General features: G+C 51.6%; 19 protein-coding genes. 1 reads left to right on the plus strand and 18 read right to left on the minus strand.

From position 1 onward, the window contains the following. Nucleotides 1-80 precede the first annotated feature (80 nt). From OMP95_RS08575 to OMP95_RS08590, 4 genes are all read right to left on the minus strand, one after another. Nucleotides 81-1,130: a DUF3549 family protein gene (locus OMP95_RS08575; protein ID WP_266327854.1), complete on the minus strand. Its 1,050-nt coding sequence runs from the start codon at nucleotides 1,128-1,130 to the stop codon at nucleotides 81-83. A gap of 9 nt (nucleotides 1,131-1,139) precedes the next feature. Beyond that, the gene (gene argJ, locus OMP95_RS08580; RefSeq protein ID WP_266327855.1) at nucleotides 1,140-2,366 is read right to left on the minus strand and encodes a bifunctional glutamate N-acetyltransferase/amino-acid acetyltransferase ArgJ; all 1,227 of its coding nucleotides are present in this window, start codon (nucleotides 2,364-2,366) and stop codon (nucleotides 1,140-1,142) included. Then, a complete protein-coding gene (gene secA, locus OMP95_RS08585; RefSeq protein ID WP_266327856.1) occupies nucleotides 2,366-5,083 on the minus strand; it encodes a preprotein translocase subunit SecA in 2,718 nt (905 codons plus the stop codon). The genes argJ and secA overlap by 1 nt, the downstream gene beginning before the upstream one ends. Before the next feature lie 213 nt (nucleotides 5,084-5,296). Further along, nucleotides 5,297-6,160 (minus strand): M23 family metallopeptidase, encoded by an 864-nt coding sequence (locus tag OMP95_RS08590; protein WP_266327857.1) that lies wholly within the window; start codon nucleotides 6,158-6,160, stop codon nucleotides 5,297-5,299. A 128-nt stretch (nucleotides 6,161-6,288) separates the two neighbouring features. Between OMP95_RS08590 and OMP95_RS08595 the strand changes: the two genes are divergently transcribed. After that, nucleotides 6,289-6,681, plus strand: coding sequence for a DciA family protein (locus tag OMP95_RS08595; RefSeq protein WP_266327858.1), 393 nt, complete (start codon nucleotides 6,289-6,291; stop codon nucleotides 6,679-6,681). A 6-nt stretch (nucleotides 6,682-6,687) separates the two neighbouring features. On the opposite strand, the gene lpxC is transcribed toward OMP95_RS08595, so the two are convergent. The 14 genes from lpxC to OMP95_RS08665 all read right to left on the minus strand — a co-directional run. Continuing rightward, nucleotides 6,688-7,605, minus strand: a complete 918-nt coding sequence (lpxC, locus tag OMP95_RS08600) for a UDP-3-O-acyl-N-acetylglucosamine deacetylase (RefSeq protein WP_266327859.1) — start codon at nucleotides 7,603-7,605, stop codon at nucleotides 6,688-6,690. 72 nt (nucleotides 7,606-7,677) lie between these two features. After that, nucleotides 7,678-8,832 carry a cell division protein FtsZ gene (ftsZ, locus tag OMP95_RS08605; protein ID WP_266327860.1) on the minus strand — a complete coding sequence of 385 codons (1,155 nt, stop codon included), beginning with the start codon at nucleotides 8,830-8,832 and terminating at the stop codon, nucleotides 7,678-7,680. 50 nt (nucleotides 8,833-8,882) lie between these two features. Beyond that, the gene (ftsA, locus tag OMP95_RS08610; RefSeq protein WP_266327861.1) at nucleotides 8,883-10,133 is read right to left on the minus strand and encodes a cell division protein FtsA; all 1,251 of its coding nucleotides are present in this window, start codon (nucleotides 10,131-10,133) and stop codon (nucleotides 8,883-8,885) included. Then, complete coding sequence (locus tag OMP95_RS08615; RefSeq protein WP_266327862.1) at nucleotides 10,133-10,912, minus strand: cell division protein FtsQ/DivIB; 780 nt, start codon at nucleotides 10,910-10,912, stop codon at nucleotides 10,133-10,135. The genes ftsA and OMP95_RS08615 overlap by 1 nt, the downstream gene beginning before the upstream one ends. Continuing rightward, nucleotides 10,912-11,850: a D-alanine--D-alanine ligase gene (locus tag OMP95_RS08620; RefSeq protein WP_266327863.1), complete on the minus strand. Its 939-nt coding sequence runs from the start codon at nucleotides 11,848-11,850 to the stop codon at nucleotides 10,912-10,914. The genes OMP95_RS08615 and OMP95_RS08620 overlap by 1 nt, the downstream gene beginning before the upstream one ends. Then, nucleotides 11,850-12,740, minus strand: a complete 891-nt coding sequence (gene murB / locus OMP95_RS08625) for a UDP-N-acetylmuramate dehydrogenase (RefSeq protein WP_266327864.1) — start codon at nucleotides 12,738-12,740, stop codon at nucleotides 11,850-11,852. The genes OMP95_RS08620 and murB overlap by 1 nt, the downstream gene beginning before the upstream one ends. Beyond that, nucleotides 12,737-14,158, minus strand: a complete 1,422-nt coding sequence (gene murC, locus OMP95_RS08630) for a UDP-N-acetylmuramate--L-alanine ligase (protein ID WP_266327865.1) — start codon at nucleotides 14,156-14,158, stop codon at nucleotides 12,737-12,739. Before murC ends, murB begins: the two co-directional genes overlap by 4 nt. Continuing rightward, nucleotides 14,151-15,227 carry an undecaprenyldiphospho-muramoylpentapeptide beta-N-acetylglucosaminyltransferase gene (gene murG, locus OMP95_RS08635; RefSeq protein ID WP_266327866.1) on the minus strand — a complete coding sequence of 359 codons (1,077 nt, stop codon included), beginning with the start codon at nucleotides 15,225-15,227 and terminating at the stop codon, nucleotides 14,151-14,153. Before murG ends, murC begins: the two co-directional genes overlap by 8 nt. Beyond that, nucleotides 15,224-16,363: a putative lipid II flippase FtsW gene (ftsW, locus tag OMP95_RS08640; protein ID WP_266327867.1), complete on the minus strand. Its 1,140-nt coding sequence runs from the start codon at nucleotides 16,361-16,363 to the stop codon at nucleotides 15,224-15,226. The genes murG and ftsW overlap by 4 nt, the downstream gene beginning before the upstream one ends. Next, nucleotides 16,360-17,715, minus strand: coding sequence for a UDP-N-acetylmuramoyl-L-alanine--D-glutamate ligase (gene murD / locus OMP95_RS08645; RefSeq protein WP_266327868.1), 1,356 nt, complete (start codon nucleotides 17,713-17,715; stop codon nucleotides 16,360-16,362). Before murD ends, ftsW begins: the two co-directional genes overlap by 4 nt. Next, nucleotides 17,712-18,794, minus strand: a complete 1,083-nt coding sequence (gene mraY / locus OMP95_RS08650; protein WP_266327869.1) for a phospho-N-acetylmuramoyl-pentapeptide-transferase — start codon at nucleotides 18,792-18,794, stop codon at nucleotides 17,712-17,714. Before mraY ends, murD begins: the two co-directional genes overlap by 4 nt. Next, nucleotides 18,794-20,149 carry a UDP-N-acetylmuramoyl-tripeptide--D-alanyl-D-alanine ligase gene (locus OMP95_RS08655; RefSeq protein ID WP_266327870.1) on the minus strand — a complete coding sequence of 452 codons (1,356 nt, stop codon included), beginning with the start codon at nucleotides 20,147-20,149 and terminating at the stop codon, nucleotides 18,794-18,796. Before OMP95_RS08655 ends, mraY begins: the two co-directional genes overlap by 1 nt. Further along, nucleotides 20,149-21,690, minus strand: coding sequence for a UDP-N-acetylmuramoyl-L-alanyl-D-glutamate--2,6-diaminopimelate ligase (locus OMP95_RS08660; protein ID WP_266327871.1), 1,542 nt, complete (start codon nucleotides 21,688-21,690; stop codon nucleotides 20,149-20,151). Before OMP95_RS08660 ends, OMP95_RS08655 begins: the two co-directional genes overlap by 1 nt. Continuing rightward, nucleotides 21,687-22,849: peptidoglycan D,D-transpeptidase FtsI family protein (locus OMP95_RS08665; RefSeq protein WP_266327872.1), on the minus strand; the 1,163-nt coding region annotated here is incomplete at its 5' end. The genes OMP95_RS08665 and OMP95_RS08660, both read right to left, overlap by 4 nt.

Below are 22,849 nucleotides of genomic sequence, written 5' to 3' on the forward strand. Positions count from 1 at the left end.
ATCCAAAGCACGTATATCCAAATTGTTTCGGTTAAAGAGATTGATTCTGGCGGCGGTTATTGTGAAATAATGAACGGGCTCTAACCAAACATACGGCCGACATAGCGGCTCAGTTTTTCTGATCGCTTCGGATCTCTCAAAGCCTGCATCACCGGCTCACGCATACCGGGAATAAACATCAGATCGGCCAGCAGCTGACTGAAACCGCTGTAACCGGTATCGTTATGGGCTAGTTGTTCAACGAACAGTTTACACAGACTGACTTGTTTCAATACCGGCCACAAACGGCCACAAATGATCGCCAGTATTTCTATATTCTGACTGCAACGATGTTTGAGTACATGCGCTGTCATCTGATCGACCAGCCCTTTTGCCGGACTGTTTGAAGCCGCACGCAGGCAGGCGCAAATCATGCTGATATCCGGTTGTTTTTCCTGTAGTTGAACATTCACCCTATGCACCAGTATCTCAACAATACCGGCCGCGGGTGCGGCATTTTCCAGAAAAGTACTGAGCACATTAAACGGCTCTGCAGGCACCCGTGGCAGGGTTTCAATCAGACCCAATGTTTCTTCATTGTCATCCAGTCTCACCGCGACATCGGCCACGCCCTGCATAGCCAGACTCTGCCAGCTGTCCAGGTCGCGTTTGCCGGTGAAATAGGCATAGGCTTCATGATAGAACTGTGAAGGTTTCAACGCCAGACTTTTGGTGGCATGGGCATTGAACGCCGCCATTTTGTCTTCACGCGGCGTGAAGGTGTAGAGACTGTCTTTTAAAGCGCCTTCAATCTGTTGTCCATCGGCTGCAGCCAGCATACATTCGCCGACACGATCCAGCAGCATCAGCAGAAACTCATCACGGGCAGCCTGAATCAACAATCCCTGTTCATCGAGCGGAAACTTCAGAAACCAAACATATTGTTTTTCGGCCGCATCCGGATGCCAGAAGATCACCCCAAACAAAGCACTGCGCTGGAAGGGGTAAGGGTACGGTTTTCTGGCCCATTCAAAACTGACAAAGTCATCAGGGCTCAATTTGCAGACGCGGCGACCCATATCAAACACACGGTATTTAGCCCCGCTTTGATGCAGGAACTCGCTCAGCGTCGTGATTTTATGGTCACTCATCGTATTGTGTCAGGTGCGGTATTCGGCATTGATTTTAACGTAGTCGTAAGAGAAGTCGCAGGTCCACACTAAATCTTCTGCTTCGCCACGCCCCAATATCACGGTGATCTCAATCTCAGGCTGGTCCATCACCAGCTGACCTTTTTCTTCGGTATAGTCAGCGGCAGGTTGCCCGCCATCAACAATACAAACCTGCCCCAGATAAATACTGACTTTGCCCAAATCAAAGTCACTGATTCCACTGCGCCCCACTGCCGCCAGAATTCGGCCCCAGTTCGGATCACAAGCAAATAAGGCGGTTTTGACCAGCGGTGAGTGGGCAATCGTATAAGCCACCTGACGGCACTCTTCTGCGCTCTGCCCCTGCTTGACCGCGATAGAAATAAACTTGGTTGCGCCTTCACCATCACGCACGACGGCCTGGGCCAGATAGCGAGTTAAATCATTGAGCGCATTCAGTAAACGGCGGGCTTCGGTACTATGGATATCACTGATTTCACTATTTTGTGCCTGACCGGTAGCTATCAAAACACAAGCATCGTTGGTCGAGGTATCACCGTCAACGGTAATGCGGTTAAACGATTGTGCCATTGCCTGATGCAGCATTTCATCCAGCACAGATTGTGACACCGCAGCATCCGTTGCGATATAAGCCAGCATAGTCGCCATATCCGGACGAATCATACCCGAGCCTTTGGACATGCCGGTTATCGTGACAGTCTGGCCTGCCAGTTCAAGCTGGACCGATTTTGCCTTGGCAAGGGTATCGGTGGTCATGATTGCATGGGCGGCATCAAACCAGTTCGCAGCCGAGAGCCGGGCGATAGCCTCAGGTAACACGGCCTCAATCTTACTGACCGGCAACGGTTGACCAATCACCCCAGTGGAAAATGGCAATACACTGTCTGCAGGCTTGCCTGTCAGTTCCGCCACCGCCTGGCAACAGGCATAAGCGGCTTGCATGCCTGCTTCACCGGTACCGGCATTGGCATTACCGGAATTAATCAACAAAAAGCGACTGGCCGTCTGCTTTTGATGTTGCTTGGCCACCAGAACCGGCGCCGCGCAAAATGCATTTTTGGTATAGACCGCGGCAGTATGACTGCCTGCCGCCAACTCAATCAATACAACATCTTTACGACCCGGTTTTTTGATTCCTGCACTGGCGGTTGCCAGCCTGATACCGGCAACCGGTAATAGCTCGTCCGGTTGCGGTGCCGTCAGATTGACTGCCATCAGTTGATAGCTCCGTGACAGTGCTTGAATTTTTTGCCAGATCCACAAGGACAAGGATCGTTACGGCCTACTTTATTGCCTTCACGAGTGTAAGGTTGTGAAGCTTCAGGGGCTTGTTCGGCTGCCTCTTCTCTGCCCATCTGCTGAGCCTCATCATGCTGATACTCCACATCACCGCTCTGGCGACGCTGCTCATCAACGGCATCCACATCTTCAGGTGCTCGCACCTGAACGCGTGAGATTAGTCTGATCACTTCATGTTTGATATTGTCGAGCATGGTGGTAAACAGGCTGAAGGATTCACGCTTGTATTCCTGCTTGGGATCTTTCTGCGCATAACCACGCAGATTGATACCGGTACGCAGGTAATCCATCTGTGCCAGATGCTCTTTCCACTGTGAATCCAGCGTTTGCAGCATGATGGCTTTTTCGAAATGGCGCATCAGTTCGGAGCCCACCGTGTCTTCTTTTTCTTTGTAAGCGGCTTCTGCTGCTTCTACAATCCGCTCGCGCAACGATTCTTCATGCAGACTGTCATCCTGTTCCAGCCAGCCGCTGAGATCCAGTTCCAGCGCATATTCATCGCGCAAAGCCTTTTCAAGGCCGCTCACATCCCACAGCTCATCTATGCTGTTAGGTGGAATATAACTACTGATGGTGTCATTAATCACACTGCTGCGCATGGAGCTAATAGCTTCTGATACATCATCAGCCGCCATCAGTTCATTTCGCTGCTCATAGACAACTTTACGCTGGTCATTGGCCACATCATCAAATTCCAGCAATTGTTTGCGAATGTCGAAGTTATGACCTTCCACTTTACGCTGCGCATTTTCAATAGCTCGACTGACCCAGGGATGCTCAATTGCCTCCCCTTCTTCCATGCCCAGTTTCTGCATCAGACCCGCCATGCGTTCTGAAGCAAAAATGCGCATCAGGTTATCTTCCAGCGACAGGAAAAAACGGGTTGAACCGGGATCACCCTGACGGCCGGAACGACCGCGCAGCTGATTGTCGATACGGCGTGATTCGTGACGCTCCGTACCGATAATGTGCAAACCACCGGCTGCCAATACGGCATCATGTCGGTTCATCCACTCAGTTCTGACTCGGGCTTTTTCCTCATCCTCTGCGTCTTCGCCCAAAGCTTCCAGTTCAGCTTCCAGACTGCCGCCGAGCACGATATCTGTACCCCGACCGGCCATATTGGTAGCAATAGTCACCGCACCCGGACGGCCGGCATGAGCAATGATTTGGGCTTCTTTTTCGTGGAACTTGGCGTTCAGTACTGCATGTGGCACTTTGGCTTTTTCCAGCAGCTCATGTAGATATTCCGAACTTTCGATAGAAGCGGTACCCACCAGAACCGGTTGCTGACGGTGTACGCAGTCGCGGATATTTTCCAGAATAGCGTAGTATTTTTCTTTTGCCGTCAGATAGATGCGGTCAGCCTCATCTTTACGTTGCATTTCCTTGTGTGTTGGAATGACCACCACTTCCAGGCCGTAAATGGATTGCAGCTCAAAAGCTTCGGTATCAGCGGTGCCGGTCATGCCCGACAGTTTATGGTAGAGACGGAAGTAATTCTGGAAAGTAATTGATGCCAGCGTCTGATTTTCGTTCTGGATCTTAACGCCTTCTTTCGCCTCTATCGCCTGATGTAGGCCTTCTGACCAGCGACGTCCCGGCATACTGCGGCCGGTAAATTCATCAACAATCACAATCTGATTGTCCTGCACGATGTAGTCCACGTCACGCTGAAACAGAACATGGGCCCTCAGTGCTGCGGTCACGTGATGCATCAAACCGATATTTGCCGCATCATAAAGGCTCGCATCTTCAGCCAGCAAACCGGTTTCTGTGAGCATCGATTCAATTTTTTCATGCCCCGCCTCGGTGAAATAAACCTGTTTGTTTTTTTCATCTAGCGTGTAGTCGCCGGGCACGGTGATCTCTTCACCCTCGCCTTCCTGTTTTGTCAGGCTGGGAATCAGTTTGTTGATTTGAATATACAGCTCGGAGCTGTCTTCAGCGGGACCGGAAATAATCAGCGGGGTACGCGCCTCGTCAATCAGAATCGAGTCAACTTCATCGATAACGGCGAAGTTAAGCTGACGCTGGACTTTCTCTTCCAGTCTGAACGCCATATTGTCACGCAGATAATCGAAACCAAATTCATTATTGGTGCCGTAGGTGATATCGGCATGATAGGCCTCGCGTCTTTCCTCATTAGTCATGCCGGAAACAATGACACCGGTGCTCAAGCCCAGAAAACCGTAGAGCTTGCTCATCCAGTTGGCATCACGCTTGGCCAGATAATCATTCACGGTAATGACGTGTACGCCGTCACCTTCCAGTGCATTGAGATAAACGGCAAGAGTAGCGACCAGCGTTTTACCTTCACCGGTTTTCATTTCGGCAATCTTGCCTTCGTTAAGCACCATGCCACCGATCATCTGTACATCGAAATGACGCATGCCCAACACCCGCTTGCCGGCTTCTCTGACTACCGCGAAAGCTTCCGGCAGAATATCGTCCAAAGTCTGGCCTTCATTCAGAAGCTGGCGAAACTCAGTGGTTTTGGCTTGTAATGCTGAGTCATCAAGTTGCTCTATATCAGCTTCAAACGCAGCAATCTCGTCGACTGTTTTGCGCATCCTTTTCAAAATCCGCTCATTGCGACTGCCAAATATCTTGCTGAAAAACTTGCTAACCATTATTTCGCCTTACCTGTTTATGACGGCACGTGCACCGGAAATAGTTGATAAATCGCGTGATTATAACGCGGACTCAATAGCAGATTGAAGATCACATAGATCCAAGTGGAGACAATCGCCCCTGAAAACAAGGGTATATACAGGCTGCAACGCAGTGCTGGCTGTTTACATGAGCTCTGATACGCGCATTTCCAGGTTGTTTAAGTACCCGATTTATTTGATGAAGTTGTACGGATTGATGTGTTTACCATCGCGCAGTACTTCAAAATGGACATGCGGGCCGGTTGAACGGCCTGTCGATCCCATCAGCGCCAGTTCCTCTCCTTTGCTGATTCTGTCACCTACTTTGACCTTGATGGTCTTATTATGTGCATAACGAGTGACATAACCGTTACCATGATCGACTTCGACCAGTCCGCCATAACCACCACGATTACCGACCCAGCTGACCATACCGTCCGCTACCGCGATAACACTGCTGCCGGATTTACCGGCAAGATCCACACCTTCATGGAAGGTTTTTTTACCATTAAACGGATCGATACGGTAACCATAGAAAGATGAAATCCAGCCTTCCTTAATGGGTTTACCATCGGGAATAGCGGCAGCAATATTGTCTTTAGTGATCAGGTATTGCTCCAGCGCCGACAGAGTATTTTGCTGGCCCTTCAAATCCAGCGACAACTGCTCAATGCCTTCATCAATAGCATCGCTGCTGAGAGGCAGACCATCACTATCAACCCCTCCTTGTGCCGGTTGCTCTGTGAGCAGATATTCAGAAGCATCAAAACCGGCAATTTCTGCCAGACGCTCGCTGAGCATCTTCAGGCGAATGGTTTCCGCCTGTAAACCTCCAAGCTGACGCGCATAAAAACCCTGAATAGCTTCGTTTTCAAACTGCACAGTAGTGTCGATAACGGCTTTTGATTGGGATTGAATGGAACTGAAGAGAGGAGGTGTGGCAGGTAAAAGCGGGGAAGTCGCTGAGCTATTCATCCAGTTGGCGAAGCTGAATGTACTGATGCTGACCAGGCTGATTAACAGCGTCGTCAGCACCAGCAGCTTCGTTCGCGTCAAATGCCAATGTTTATGGCGCTTGTTGTTTGAGGATATAATGATAACCTGCATTTTTATCCTTTCGTCAGTTAAAATTCATGTCAAAAAAACCTGAACGCGTCAGTCAAATATACAAGCAGGACAGTCACATGAAGTGTCTGGCCGCCCGTGCGCGACAATTGGACAAGCTTAACATTATTCTGCAAAAAAGCCTGCCCTTGCAATTCAGCAATCATTGCCACCTGGCTAATGTCACCGCAGACAGGATTATCGTCCACACCGACAATGCCGGCTATGCCAGCTTGTTACGTTTTCAGGCTCCGGTGGTTTGCAAGGCATTATCAGCATATTTGCCTGAGCCTGTATACAAACTCGAAGTCAAAGTCCGTCCCAAACAATCATTGATCGAGCAGACAGATCATGCTGCGGTGCATGTTTCTACAAAAACAGCGGCGTTACTGAAAAACACCGCTGCTACTATCGAAGACGGTCCGTTAAAAACCGCGCTCAATAAACTGGCCCAGCGCCGCCCCTCAGACTGAAGCTGATCAGCTGGTAAGAGATGCAGCCGGACGACTGAAAAGAATGGGGGCATCTTTGTCGTCTTCAAAGCTGACCAGCTCCCAGGCATCTTCCTGGGCCAGCAGTTTACGCAATAATTTGTTATTGACCTCATGGCCGGATTTATGACCGCTGAAAGCACCGATCAGGCTGTGACCCAGCAGATATAAATCGCCAATGGCATCCAGCACCTTGTGACGGACAAACTCATCTTCGTAACGCAAACCGTCTTCATTCAAGACACGGTAATCATCTACGACGATGGCATTGTCCATACTGCCACCCAGTGCCAGATTGTTTTCACGCAGTTTTTCGATATCTTTCATAAAACCGAAAGTACGGGCACGACTGACTTCACGCACGAACGAAGTGGAGGAGAAATCAACATCAACTTGTTGAGGTCGTCCGGTGAAGGCAGGATGCTCGAAGTCAATGGTGAACGAGACTTTGAAACCGTCAAACGGTTCAAATCTGGCCCATTTATCACCATCTTCCAAAACAACCGGCTTTTTGATACGGATAAACTGCTTGGCGACATTCTGCTCTTCGATACCAGCCGACTGCACCAGGAACACAAAAGGTCCGGCACTGCCATCCATGATCGGCACTTCTGCCGCATTTAGATCAATATAGGCATTATCAATACCGAGACCGGCAAACGCCGATAACAGATGTTCCACAGTGGAAACGCGCTGACCATGTTCAACCAGTGTTGTTGACAAAGCTGTTTCACCGACATTTTCGGCTTTGGCCTGTATTTCAACCACCGGGTCGAGATCGACTCTGCGGAAAATAATGCCTGTATCAGGGGCAGCAGGCCGCAGGGTCAGATAAACCATCTCACCGCTATGCAGACCGACACCGGTCGCACGAATCACGTTTTTCAATGTTCGCTGCTTAATCACGGTGCAATACCCCTTATACAGTTACAGATCGCGTAATGATATCACAAGCAGATAAATTCCAGCCATCAGTATTTAGTCAGCCTGTCGACGCAGAAAAGCCGGGATATCAAGATAATCCATATTGACATCGCCATTGGCGACTTGTTTCTGCTGACTGTTTTTTTCTTTACGAATGACTGTCGGTTCATCATAGTCAATCTCAACCGGTTTCTTGACGATTTCGATCTGTGGAGACTCGATTTCAGGTGCTTTTGGCACTGCTACTCTATCACCACCCAGACCAGTTGCCACTACCGTGACACGCAGTTCGTCAGTCATATCCGGATCAATCACCGTACCCACCACCACCGTGGCATCATCAGAAGCAAATTCCTTAATGGTATTACCCACCGCTTCAAATTCACCGATGCTCATATCCAGACCGGCCGTGATATTAACCAGCACGCCACGTGCCCCCGCCAGATCCACATCTTCCAGTAACGGACTGGAAACAGCCAATCTAGCCGCTTCAATAGCACGATTTTCGCCGGTAGCATGGCCGGTACCCATCATCGCCATTCCCATTTCGGACATCACTGTACGAACATCGGCAAAGTCAACGTTAATCATACCTTCACGGGTAATCAGCTCGGCAATACCTTGTACCGCCCCCAGCAACACATCGTTGGCTGATTTGAACGCATTCAGCAAGGTCATATCCTTACCCAGCACTTTCAGCAATTTCTCATTGGGAATGGTAATCAATGAATCAACATGCTGGCCCAGTTCCTCAATACCCGCTTGGGCCGTTTTCATCCGCTTGACACCTTCAAACGGGAACGGTTTGGTCACCACGGCAACAGTCAGAATGCCCATTTCCTTGGCAACCTGGGCAACTACAGGTGCAGCGCCGGTACCGGTACCACCGCCCATGCCCGCTGTGATAAAGACCATATCCGCACCTTTGATCACTTCCATAATGCGTTCCCGGTCTTCCAGTGCTGCCTGACGGCCTACATCAGGATTAGCGCCGGCGCCCAGACCTTTGGTAATGTCTGTACCCAGTTGCAATTGGGTGGTCGCAGAACTCTTGCGCAAAGCCTGCGCATCAGTATTAGCACTGATGAAATCAACCCCTTCGATTTGATTGAGCACCATATGTTCCAAGGCGTTACCGCCGCCACCGCCGACACCGATTACTTTGATGACCGCGTTTTCTGTATATGTATCTATAAGTTCAAAAGTCATGGTTTCTCCCCCTAAAAAGTTGTTCAAACAAACATGCCTGATTACTCAGCTTAAAAATTCCCCTGGAACCAGCTTTTCATTCTTGCCAGCATGCCTTTAAACCCGTCCGTTACCTTCATTTCACCGTGCCCTGAGGCACTCTCCTCGTTGCCGAATAACAGCAACCCGACACCTGTGGCGTGAATCGGATTACGTACCACATCAACCAATCCCCCTACGTGTTGCGGCACGCCGAGACGCACAGGCAGATGGAAAACTTCTTCCGCTAACTCAATCACGCCTTCCATCTTGGAACTGCCGCCCGTCAGCACAATGCCGGCAGCCAGCAACTCCTCAAACCCACTGCGACGCAGTTCAGACTGAACCAGCATCAGCAATTCTTCATAACGCGGCTCCACCACTTCAGCCAACGTTTGTCTGGCTAATTGGCGAGGCGGCCTGTCACCGACACTAGGCACTTCGATGGTTTCATCTTCACGTGCCAATTGCGTCAAGGCGCAGGCATATTTAATTTTGATTTCTTCGGCGTATTGGGTCGGGGTACGCAAAGCCACAGCGATATCGTTGGTGACCTGGTCACCGGCAATCGGAATGACCGCCGTATGACGGATAGCACCATCGACAAATACCGCGATATCTGTCGTACCGCCGCCGATATCGACAATGCAGACACCCAGTTCTTTTTCATCCTGATCCAGCACTGAGTAGCTGGAAGCCATCTGCTCCAGAATGATGCCGTCTACTACCAAACCGCAGCGCTCGATACATTTGCTAATGTTTTGCGCCGCACTCACCGCGCCGGTAATTAAATGAACCTTGGCTTCAAGTCGTACCCCCGACATGCCTATAGGTTCACGAATACCTTCCTGATTATCGATAATGTATTCCTGCGGCAAAACGTGCAGCAGTTGCTGATCGCCCGGGAAATGCACAGCACGTGCCGCATCGAGAACACGGTCGATATCACCCTGCATTACTTCTTTATCGCGAATGGCTACTGTGCCGTGCGAGTTAAGGCTGCGGATATGACTGCCGGCAATGCCTGCATACACGGAGTGGATCTGACAGCCAGCCATCAACTCGGCTTCTTCCACTGCCCGTTGGATAGATTGCACGGTGGACTCGATATTAACCACCACACCTTTTTTCATTCCTCTGGCTGGATGTGAACCGATACCGATGATCTCCAGTGCATGCTCACCCGGTCCGGCATTATGAATAGGTGCAGCGACGATCGCCACCACCTTCGAGGTACCGATGTCCAATCCAACAATGAGCTCTCTTTCATTTCGTTTTGACATTACACTGTTCCATTAAAATCAGGTTGCTGACCAGACTTCCATACCACGGCCAGCCCATTGGTATAACGCATATCTACCTCGGCAATCTGTGACCGGAAAGTCGCCAGCCCGCCGTTAAAAACCCGAATAAACCGCTTTAATCGTGTTTCGCCCCCGGCCCGGCCCAGCTTGAGATGTAAACCTTCGGCAAAATCCACCTGCCAGGCACGGCGTTTATCCATATTGACGGCAACTACTTTCAGCCCCAGTTGGTTGACCTGACGCTGGATCTCCACCAGCCGTCTGGCCATTAATTCACTGGTGCCGTCAGGTCCGTTCAGCTGTACCAATCCTCTCGGAATCGTTGCCGATGGCGGTGTAAATACCGCACCACTGGTATTCACCAGGCTGTTTTTGTTCCAACGCGCTATGGCTTTTTGTTCTTCCACAATCAGGTGCAGCGTGTCAGGCCACACCCGTCTGACCTGAATCTGTTTCACCCAGGGCAAAGCCTCCCCGGCCTGACGGATCCTGGCTACATCCACGTCCATAAAACTGCCGCGGACAATCGGTGACACGACTTTCACCAACGCCTCTTTATCAGCATGGCGAAATTCGCCTTCGACGGTGACGTGTTTCACTGGTAGCGTATCTTCCTGTTGCAGATACATTCCGCCGCCAATCACAGTAACCAGAATCAGCAACGTCACCGCCTGCCGCCAGAACTGTTTCCAGCTGCGAGGCTGACGTGACGGCTTAGGCTGTTGACGGGTAGCGCCACTTTTACGTTTCACTGCCATCAGTTTTCATCCTCAAAACTGGTTTCCAGAATACGCCAGACCAGATCGTCAAATTCCAGTCCCGCCTGCCTGGCGGCCATCGGTACCAGACTGTGATCGGTCATGCCCGGCACACTGTTGGCCTCCAACAGATAAAACTGACCGGCACCATCACGCATAAAATCGATTCGGCCCCAGCCTTTCATGTCCAGGCCGTTGAACGCCCGCAACGCCAGTTGCTGCATTTGTTGTTCGCTCTGCTGATCCAGGCCGCACGGGCACAAATATTCCGTAGTGCTGGCTTGATATTTGGCTTCATAGTCATAAAACTCGCGCGGGGTTTTCAGACGAATCGCCGGCAGCGCTTCTTCACCCAGAATCGCCACGGTGTATTCCTCACCCTGAATCCACTGCTCTGCGATCACATCGTCGTCATACTTGAGCGCCAGACTGATCGCGTCTTTCAGCTGTATCTTGTCACTGACCTTGCTCATACCGATGCTGGAACCTTCGTTGACCGGTTTGATAATCAAAGGCAGTCCCAGTTTGGCAATCAACTGATCGATATCGGTACGTGCATTTACTGTTTCAAAAGCGGGGGTAGGTAATCCTTGCTGTTGCCAGCTCTGCTTGCTGATGCGTTTGTTCATCGACAAAACAGACGCGGTCACATTACTGCCGGTGTAGGGCAGGTTTACTGCCTGCAAGAACCCCTGAATCTCACCGTCTTCCCCACCACGGCCGTGCAATATCACAAAGGCACGATCAAACTGGCCACTGCTGAGCTGATGGCAGATATCAAAGCTGACATCAACACTGTAGGCATCCACACCTTTACGTTGCAGTCCGGCCAGAACAGCCCGACCACTGATCAACGAGATCTCACGTTCAGCTGAGCGGCCGCCCATTAATACGGCAACGCGACCAAATTCTGCGGCTGATGCAATTGTCCGTGTCATCACGCCCGCTCCCCGATAATGTGCACTTCCGGTATCAACTTCACCCCCTGTGCCTGCTCCACTTTCTGCTGCACCAGTAAAATCAGGCTTTCTATATCTCCTGCGGTGGCATTACCGTCATTAACAATAAAATTGGCATGTTTAGTGGAAACACTGGCACCACCCACGGCCAAGCCTTTCAGTCCGCTTATTTCGATAAGGCGTCCGGCATAATCACCCGCGGGATTTCTGAACACGGAACCCGCACAAGGCTGATTAGTCGGCTGGCTGGCATTGCGTTTCTTCAACAGTTCACGAATAAGGTCCAATTCAGCCGCAGCGTCCCCTTGTTCGAACGCCAGCGTCGCGGCCACAAACCACTCGTTGGCAGGAATCGCCACGTGACGGTATGAAACCACAAACTGATCGGCTGGCCGCTGATGCAATTGACCGCGGCTATCAATAGTGGTGACCTCGCTGACATAATCCCAAGTTTCTGCTGCATGGGCGCCGGCATTCATGGCTAAAGCGCCGCCCAGCGTACCGGGTATACCGGCAAGGAATGCGGCACCTTTCAGGCCGGCCTTGGCAGCCTGTTTGGCCAGTTTGCTGCAATAAACACCAACCTCGGCATGAACGGCATTGTGTTTCACTTCAATATGCTGCAACACACCGGCGGTCGCGATCACCGTGCCGGCAAAGCCCCCGTCCCGGATCAATAAATTACTGCCCAGTCCAAGCCACATGACCGGTTCAGACTCGGGTAACTGCGATAAAAAACGCGCCAAATCATCGATATCGCTGGGACGATAAAAACACTGGGCAATACCGCCCACCCGCCAGGAAGTATATTTGGCCAATGGCTCATTCAGTCTCAACTCACCTTTCAGGTTCTGATATAAAGCCATCATTCAACACCCCCGCTCAGTTGTTGCGGCAGCGCCTGTGCCATTCTGCCAATATCCCCTGCGCCCAGCGTCAACAACACATCACCGTCTTTTAACAAACCCGGCAGCAGCGCAAACAAGGCTTCTTTATCTTCAGCAAATACCGGTTCTACCTGTCCGCGCAGGCGAATTGCCCGGCACAGGCTGCGGGCATCGGCGCCGGCAATTTTGCTTTCGCCGGCCGGATAAACCTCCAGTACCACCAGTACATCGACCAGAGACAGCACCTGGGCAAAGTCTTCAAATAAATCACGGGTCCGGGTGTAACGATGAGGCTGGAATACTACAACCAGACGCTGACCCGGCCAGCCACCTCGCGTCGCAGCCAACGTTGCCGCAATTTCTGTCGGATGATGACCATAATCGTCAATCAAAATGGCATGGCCGTCTTCAGCTTTAACCGGTCCTAGCAGATTAAAGCGGCGGCCAATGCCATCGAACTTGAGTAAAGCCTGCTGACAGGCTGTTACGCTCACCTGCAGATTGCGGGCAACTGCCATCGCCGCCGTCGCATTAAGTGCATTGTGCAGACCGGGCATATTCAACGTGATCGGAAACTGTTTACCACTGTTTTTTTCGATAATGGTGAAAAAGCTCTGTCCCTGATGCTGGCTTAACTCCACCAGCTGATAATCGGCTTCTTCATCGGTGCCATAGGTAATAAAAGGCCGCGTCACTTCAGTCAGCAATTCTTTCACTACCGGATCATCAAGACACATCACTGCCAGGCCATAGAACGGCAAGTGATGCAGAAACTCGACAAAAGTGGCTTTCAATTTGCCGAAATCACCGTCATAAGTCGCCATATGATCTTCATCAATATTGGTGACCACGGCGATCATCGGTTGTAAATACAGAAACGAAGCATCACTTTCATCCGCTTCCGCGACCAGATAACGTCCGGTACCCAGACGCGCATTACTGCCGGCACTGTTCAATCGGCCGCCGATAACAAAAGTCGGATCCAGCTCCCCTTCACTGAGTAAAGCGGCGATCAGACTGGTTGTGGTGGTTTTGCCATGGGTACCGGCCACTGCGATGCCATAACTGAAACGCATCAATTCGGCGAGCATTTCTGCCCGAGGCACAACCGGAATACGATGTTCACGGGCCGCATGTAACTCGACATTGTCCTCGTTGACTGCGGTGGTCACCACAACCACATCGGCCCCTTTCAGATAACCGGGGTCATGGCCGATCATGATGGTGGCGCCCAAGGTACGCAGATGTCTGATCAGACTGTTTTCAGCCAAATCAGAACCGGTCACCTGATAACCCAGATTGAGCAATACTTCGGCAATGCCGCCCATACCGACGCCACCAATGCCGATAAAGTGAATATGTTTCACTCTGCTTTGCATGGCTGATGTCAGTTTATCCATGCGCCAGCTCCATACATTTGTCAGCAATTTCTGCTGCTGTGCCAATTTTGGCGACTTTCCGCGCCGCGTTGGCCATATCCAGTAATGCGTCACGGTCAGTATTCAAGCAGCAGATTTTGTCAGCCAGCAGACTGGCGCTGAGTTCATGATCGGCGATAAGCTGGGCAGCACCGGCTTCAACCAACAAAGCGGCATTATGGGTTTGATGATCATCGACCGCATGAGGAAACGGCACCAGCAGCGCCCCGACACCAGCCGCGGCCAGTTCTGCCACCGTCAAAGCACCTGCCCGGCAGATCACCAGATCGGCCCAGGCATAAGCACCTGCCATATCGTCAATAAAATCAGTGACATTGGCTTGTACACCAGCTTGTTGATAGTTATGACGACAATCTTCCAAATGGCGACTGCCGCATTGATGAACAACTTGCGGACGTTGTGCCTCGGCTATCAATGCCAATGCCTGAGGGATCGTATTGTTTAATGACCTAGCACCCAGGCTGCCGCCTAATACCAATAGATTCATCACACCGCTATGTTCGCTGAAACGCACATGGGGCATCGGCAGATCTTCTATAGTTTTACGTACCGGATTTCCCACCCATTGCGCTTTGACCTTATCGGCAAAACTATGAGGGAATCCTTCCAGAACGACGCGTGCCAATTTCGACAACAGACGATTGGTCAAACCGGGAATGGCATTTTGTTCATGAATGATCAGCGGTTTACGCAGCAACCAGGCCGCCACACCACCGGGGCCTGATGCAAAACCGCCCAGTCCCAGCACCACATCGGGTTTTAATTCACGTATCAGCTGTAAAGCTTCCCAGACAGCTTTTATCACTCTGAACGGGGCCATTAACCAACCCATCGCCCCATTGCCACGTAATCCCTGCACTTTTATTTCAGATAATAAATAGCCCGCCTGCGGCACCAACTGTGCCTCTATACCTTTGGCGGTGCCGATCCACGACACTTCAACCGTGCGCTGTCTCAGTTCCTCAGCCACAGCCAAAGCCGGAAACACATGTCCGCCCGTACCACCCGCCATGATCATCACCCGCGTCATCGTCTTATCCTCGCCGACGCTTTTTCGGGCAGACGTGTTTCCATATCGACACGAAGCAACAAGGCAATGGCGATACAGACGATAACCAGACTACTGCCGCCATAACTCATTAACGGCAAGGTCAGTCCTTTGGTTGGCAGCGCCCCCATATTGACTCCGATGTTGACGCAGGCCTGCAAGCCCAGCCAAATGCCGATGCCGTAGGCAATTTGAGCACCGAATACCTGACCGGACATTTCAGCGGCACGTCCAATTGCCAGCGCCCGCCAGATAAAGACAAAAAACAGCCCGATGACAGCCATGGCGCCAATCAGGCCCAGTTCTTCAGCCAGGATGGAATAAAGAAAATCGGTATGTGCTTCCGGCAGATAAAACAGTTTCTGCATGCTGCTGCCAAGTCCGACCCCCAACCAGTCACCGCGGCCAAAAGCGATCAGCGCCTGGGTCAACTGAAAACCGCTGCCGAATGGATCCGCCCAGGGGTCCATAAAGCTTTGCAGACGTTCCAGACGATAGGGAGCAATCCATACCAATAATGCGAACAAGCCCCCCATCACCGCAATCAACGCGGCAAACACATCGAGTCTGGCCCCACCGAGAAACAGCATTGCCAGTACCGTCGACATAATCACCACCATCGACCCCATATCCGGTTGCAACAACAGCAGGAATGCCGCGACCCCCAGAAGCATCAACGGCGCCAGCACCTTGATAAATGAACCGTGCAACTGACCATGATGTCGCTGCGAATAATCAGCGATATAAAGGATGGCAAACAATTTGATAAGTTCAGCTACCTGTAGATTAACCGGTCCCAATGGCAGCCAGCGGGAACTACCGTTCACTTCACGCCCCACACCGGGAATCAGCACTAGAACCAACAATACGACACCCAACATTAACATTTGCGGCGCCATGCGTTGCCAGACGGCCAGCCGTACTGATACCACCGCCCAGGCTAAACCCAATCCGATGCCGGCAAATACCGCCTGACGCAGGAAATAATAAAGTGGCTGGCCGGTTTTGCTGTCGGCAATGGTAATCGAAGCCGAGCAAACCATAATCAACCCTATCAGCATCAAAGCGCCGGCCACAAACACGAGGCTGCGATCAAGCTGGAGACTGGACTCACTCATGTCGCCAACCTCCTTACCGCCTGTTCAAACACTTCGCCGCGCTCAGCATAACCACTGAACATGTCAAAACTGGCACAGGCGGGAGACAGCAAGACATTGTCACCGGGCTGCGCCGCTTTTTGTGCCTGTTGCACAGCATCATTCATATCTTTGGCATTGATTTGCATCACACCGGCAGGGATAGCGGCAGCAATTTGCGCTGCAGCCTCACCGATTAAAACCACAGCACGAACAGCATGCTGCAGGCTCGGCGTCAGTTCGGAGAAATCCTGCCCTTTACCTTCGCCGCCGGCAATCAACACAATCATGCCGTGGTCAGCCAGTCCTTCAATCGCAGCCACACAAGCACCCACATTGGTGGCTTTGGAATCATTGAACCAGCGCACCTCATTCAAGGTTCTGACCAGGCGGCAGCGATGCGGCAAGCCTTTAAATTCCTGCAGCGCCGATAACATGGCTGGCATAGGTAAAGCCATTGCAGAACCCAGCGCCAAAGCAGCCAGCGCATTGGCCTGGTTGTGTTTACCCACGATTTTCATCTGGTCGACTGCCAATAAAGGATATTCCCCCTCTGCCAGCCAGGTTTTGCCGTTATCTTCCAGCAAGCCGAAATCGACCCCTTTTGATGCCTGCAAACTGAAACCTATCTGGTTACGACCGGCAATAGCCATGGCGCTGACAACCGGATCGTCGCGGTTGATAACCATGACCCCGTCGCCATTGAAAATCTTCTGTTTGGCTTGTTGATAATCTGCTACCGAGTCGTATCGATCCAGATGATCCGGGCTCACATTCAACACCACTGCAGCAAAGGCATTTAGTGATGTCACGGTTTCCAACTGAAAGCTCGATAATTCGACAATGTAAAAGTCCGGAGCCTCTTCTGTCAGCAAATCCAATGCCGGTGTGCCCAGGTTGCCTCCTGTCAGCACATTCTTCCCTGCCAACTGCGCCATCAATGATAGTAAGGTAGTCACGGTACTCTTGCCGTTAGACCCGGTAACCGCCACGATAGGCGCATTGGCGTAACGGGCAAATAATTCAACATCCCCCACAATCTCGATACCGGCTTCTCTGGCAGCGCTGATTTCCGGCAAGCGCGGATCGACCCCCGGACTGAGCACAATCATGTCGGCTTTCAATAACCAGTCCAGATCCAGCCCTCCCGTTTTGACCAGCACTTGCGGAAACTCATGTTGCAGCGTTGTCAAACCAGGCGGCTGTTCGCGTGTATCCATGACCACGACGCCCAGCGCATGCTTTGTCAGAAAACGCGCACAAGACAATCCGGTCTGCCCCAGACCGACAATCAGACAGTTTTTATGTGTGAGTTCATTCACGGCTTGTGTCATCGTAATTTCAACGTCGCTAATCCAACCAGAACCAGGAATACCGTGATGATCCAGAACCGCACGATAATGCGGGGTTCCGGCCAGCCTTTCAGTTCATAGTGATGATGTATCGGCGCCATCAGAAACACGCGTTTACCACGCAACTTGTAGGAGGCCACTTGAATCATCACCGACAAGGTTTCAATCACAAACACACCGCCCATGATCAGCAGCACCAGCTCCTGCCTGACCAGCACTGCCACCGTACCTAAAGCCGCCCCCAGCGCCAAAGCACCGACATCCCCCATAAATACCTGTGCCGGATACGTGTTAAACCAGAGAAAACCCAGGCCGGCGCCAACCATGGCCGCGCAGAACACCGTCAGCTCGCCCGCATTGGGAATAAAAGGAATCGCCAGATAAGTGGCGAACTCAAAATGGCCGGCCACATAGCTGAACAAACCCAGCGCTGTCGCCACCATCACCGTCGGCATAATTGCCAGACCGTCAAGTCCGTCTGTCAGATTCACTGCATTACTGCTGCCGACTATCACCAGATAGGTCAGCAACATGTACCAGCCACCCAGCGGAATCAGCACCTCTTTGAAAAACGGCACGATAAGCTGTGTTTCTGCCGGCACTGAAGCAGTGATATACAAAAAAATGGCGGCACCGGCGCCGAACACCGACTGCCAGAAATACTTGTAACGACTGAGCAGGCCTTTGGGGTCCTGGCGCACCAGTTTGATGTAATCATCCACAAAACCAATGATGCCAAATGCCAAAGTCACCACTAATACGACCCAGATGTAACGGTTAGCCAGATCAGCCCACAACAGGGTGCTGACGGCAATAGCCACCAGAATCAGCGCGCCGCCCATGGTCGGTGTCCCACTTTTGCTGAAGTGTGATTCCGGGCCATCCTGTCTGACGACCTGGCCGATTTGTTTGAAACTGAGATGACGAATCATTGTCGGCCCGACAATGAGGGCAATACCCAGCGCCGTCATCACTCCCAGAATCGCACGCAACGTCAGATACTGGAATACATTAAAACCGCTATGGATCTGGCTCAGATATTCACTCAAAAACAGCAGCATCAGCGCATTCCCCTATCAGCCAGCTCATCTGCCAACTTATCCAGTTGCATAAAGCGCGATCCCTTAATCAGACAAGTTACTTCCTTGCTCAATTCGTTTCGCAATAAGTTCTGCAATGTTTCTATATCCTCGTAATGCTCGGCACCTTCGCCAAAGCTGTTTGTCGCACTGCGGCTACTGGTTCCGACGGTCAGCAGGCGGTTCACGCCGGCTTCCCGGGCCTGCAGCCCCATTTGCTGATGAATCTCTTCTGTCTTGCTGCCCAGCTCACCAAAATCTCCCAGCACCAGCCAGTGTTGACCGGAAAATTCTGATAAGGTTTTTAATGCCTGCAGATAGGAACCCGGGTTGGCATTGTAGGTATCATCAATAATGCGGGATTCACCGATCCCAGCCCTTAATTGCAGGCGGTGCGGCACTGCCTGGATCGAGCTCAAGCCTTTCACCATTGCCGCTACCGGAATCTCCAACGCCACGCAGATGGCAATGGCCGCTAAAGCGTTAGCGACGTTATGCATACCGGGAAGAGGTAAATTAAAGTGATGGCTGATGCCGTCAATAGCCACCATAAAATGGCTGGACCCCAGATCAAGTTGAACATATTCAGCGGTGATATCCGCCGGGTTTTCCAGCGCAAATGTCTTGAATTGCCTTGCTGCCAGCAAGGATTGCCAGAGTTCAACATGGGGCATATCAGCATTTATCACGCCGATACCGTGTGCCGGCAGGCCGGCAAAAATTTCACCCTTGGCGGCGGCCACGCCTTCCACACTGCCAAACCCTTCCAGGTGAGCAGGGGCGACGTTATTAATAATCGCTACATCAGGTTCAGCCACCGCTACCAGTCCGGCAATTTCACCGGGATGGTTAGCGCCCATCTCAATCACGGCAAAATCGTCATGCCGGCCCAAACAACACAAGGTCAGCGGCACGCCGAGATCGTTATTCAGATTGCCCTGGGTGGCGGTTACCGTGCCGACTTGTTTCAAAATAGCACTGACCATTTCTTTTACACTGGTCTTACCATTACTGCCTGTAATAGCCACGACTCTGGCCTGACACTGCTGCCGCCAATATTTTGCTATTTGAGCAAAAGCCCGGCGGACATCAGCAACCTGTATTTGTGGTAAAGGATCATCTCGCAGCTCACTGACCAGCGCAGCACTGGCACCGGCTTCACGGGCCTGCCTGATAAAGTCATGGCCGTCTACCCGTTCGCCTTTCAGCGCGACAAATAAATTACCGGTACTGATCTTGCGCGTATCAATAACTGCTCCAGAGACCAACACATCCCCAAACGGCTGCTGACACCCCACTACGCGGGCAAGTTCATTGAGAGACAACTGCAACCCCATCAATGTCCTCCCGCCACGTTGTAAATACCGTTTTCTATAGCCATCAATACATCCGTGACGATCAGTGCATCGCTGAACGGATATTTGATATGGTCAATTTCCTGATACGCTTCATGCCCTTTACCGGCGATCAGTACAATATCCATCGGCCCGGCATGAGAAATAGCGTGAGTAATGGCTAACTTACGGTCGAGTTCAACATGGATATTTTCCGGCTGACGACACCCCGCCAAAATGTCCTCGATAATGGCATGGTTATTTTCTGTTCTGGGGTTATCATCGGTAATGATGACTTTGTCTGCCTCTTTTTCGGCAATCTGCCCCATCAAAGGCCGCTTACCTTTATCACGGTCACCGCCACAACCGAACACACACCAGAGATGCCCCTGTTCCGGCAAATGCACCCGCAAGGTCTTCAATGCCTGCTCCAGCGCATCGGGCGTGTGAGCATAATCGATGACCACACTCGGTTGTGCGCCCCGCCCATGCGCTTCCATTCTGCCGGCAACCGCATGACAGCGCGTGATCGCTTGCTGGATTTCCTCTCGTGTCATGCCTAAGGCCTCTAACACACCAACTGTGGCCAATATATTGTCGACATTGAACCGTCCCAGAATAGGCAGAGCGACCTTCAGCGTCTGTCCATTGAAAGTCAGCTCAAACTGCATGCCATCACGATGACAATTGATGGCATCAGCACGAATATCGGCGTTTTCAACAGAGGAATAAGTAAGCAGTCTGGTACCTGCTTCGAGTTTGTCGATAACTTTGCGACCAAAGCCATCACTGGCGTTAATTACCGTCGTTTTAACGGACGCCATATCAAACAGACGCTGTTTGGCTGCCGCATACTCATACATGGTCCGGTGATAATCGAGATGGTCGCGGCTCAGATTAGTCAAAACAGCAATATTGATGTCCACACTGTTCAATCGCCCCTGCTCCAGCGCATGCGATGAAGCTTCCAGCACCACATACTGACAACCTTCCAGTTCAAACCCTGCCAGTAAACGCTGCATAGAGACCGGATCCGGTGTGGTCATGCCGGTCAGCTCAAGATCGCTGAGGCGGCCTGCCCCCAGTGTGCCGATTATTCCGCAGGGTTTGGCCATGCCTTCCAATGCCTGCGCAATAAACTGACTTACTGATGTTTTGCCATTGGTGCCGGTCACCGCAATCACGGTCATATGTTGCGATGGGTACTGATAAAAACGGGCGGCAATAAACCCGGCTTTCTGTGCCAGATTGGCTACCGGATAAGCACTCACCACGGCTTCATCCAGCAAAAGTTGTTCCCGTTCAGTCAATGTTTGCTGCTGATCTATCAATACCGCAAAAGCACCTTTATCCAGTGCTTGTTGCAAATGTTTTTCACGCTGCTCATCCTGCCTGGCCAGAGACAGGAATAAAGCCCCCGGCGCCACCCGGCGGCTGTCCATGCTTATATCCGCCAGCATACACTCCTGCACATTCACACCTTCCGCTACTACATCCTGCAGCAGCTGCGTCAACGATTGCTGTTTCACAATAGAAGTTATCATTTGTGGGCCACCTGTATCTGCGTTATCGGTAATGCATCCGGTGCAATATTAAGCAGCCTTACGGCGCCGGTCATGACTTCTGAAAACACCGGTGCTGCCACCAGACCACCGTAGTACTCCTCACCACGGGGTTCATCCACCATTACAACCATCACCAGCCGGGGGGCGCCGGCTGGAATAATGCCTGCAAAAACTGACTGATAACGTTTATCCGAATAACCGCCACTGGTCGCTTTTTTTGCCGTACCGGTTTTACCGGCTACCCGGTAATTGGCGACTGCGGCTTTTTGCGCTGTGCCCCCGGGCTGCACTACCAGTTCCATCATGTCTAACACCTGTTTCATGATGTCGGAGGAAAACACACGGCGACCGCGGGGTGTCTCATGTGTTTTGACAAAAGTAACCGGTCTTAATATGCCGCCACTGGCCAGAACACTGTAGGCACGTGCCAACTGCAAAGCACTGGTGGCCACGCCATAACCATAAGCCAAAGTAGCTCTGTCCAGTTTTCGCCATGACTGAGGATCGGGCATGCTGCCCATGGCCTCGCCCGGGAAGTAGGCACCGGTCGCCTCACCCAGACCAAAACTGGCAAAATCATGCCAGAGGTCTTTAGGTTCCAGTTCCAATGCAATCTTGCTGGCGCCGATATTGCTCGACTTCTGAATCAAGGTCGCTAAATCGATCTCTCCATAATCGCGAAAATCCCTGATGGGATGACCGCTAACTCTGAAAATACCGGGATGGGTATTAATAATGCTGGAAGCATCAAACTTGCCGGACTTGATGCCACTGGCGACCGTAAACGGTTTGACCGTGGAGCCGGGCTCAAACAAGTCGGTCACCGCCCGGTTACGGAAGTCACTGGATTTCAAACCTGTTCGATTATTAGGGTTGAATGAGGGTTGGTTGACCATTGCCAGCACTTCGCCGGTCTGTATATCCAGCACTACTGCCGTTCCGGCACGCGCCTGATGTTCGTTCACGGCCGCTTTCAGCGCCTGATAGGTCAGGTATTGCAGGCGCAGGTCAATGCTGAGACTGATATTTTCGCCCGCTTTGGCAGGCCGAATCAATTCGCCCCCTTCGACATAATTGCCCCGACTGTCACGCACCATGCGCTTGAGTCCGGGCACACCTGTCAGTACCGCATCATAGG

Source organism: Methylophaga sp. OBS4, assembly GCF_026319305.1.
Lineage (GTDB): Bacteria > Pseudomonadota > Gammaproteobacteria > Nitrosococcales > Methylophagaceae > Methylophaga.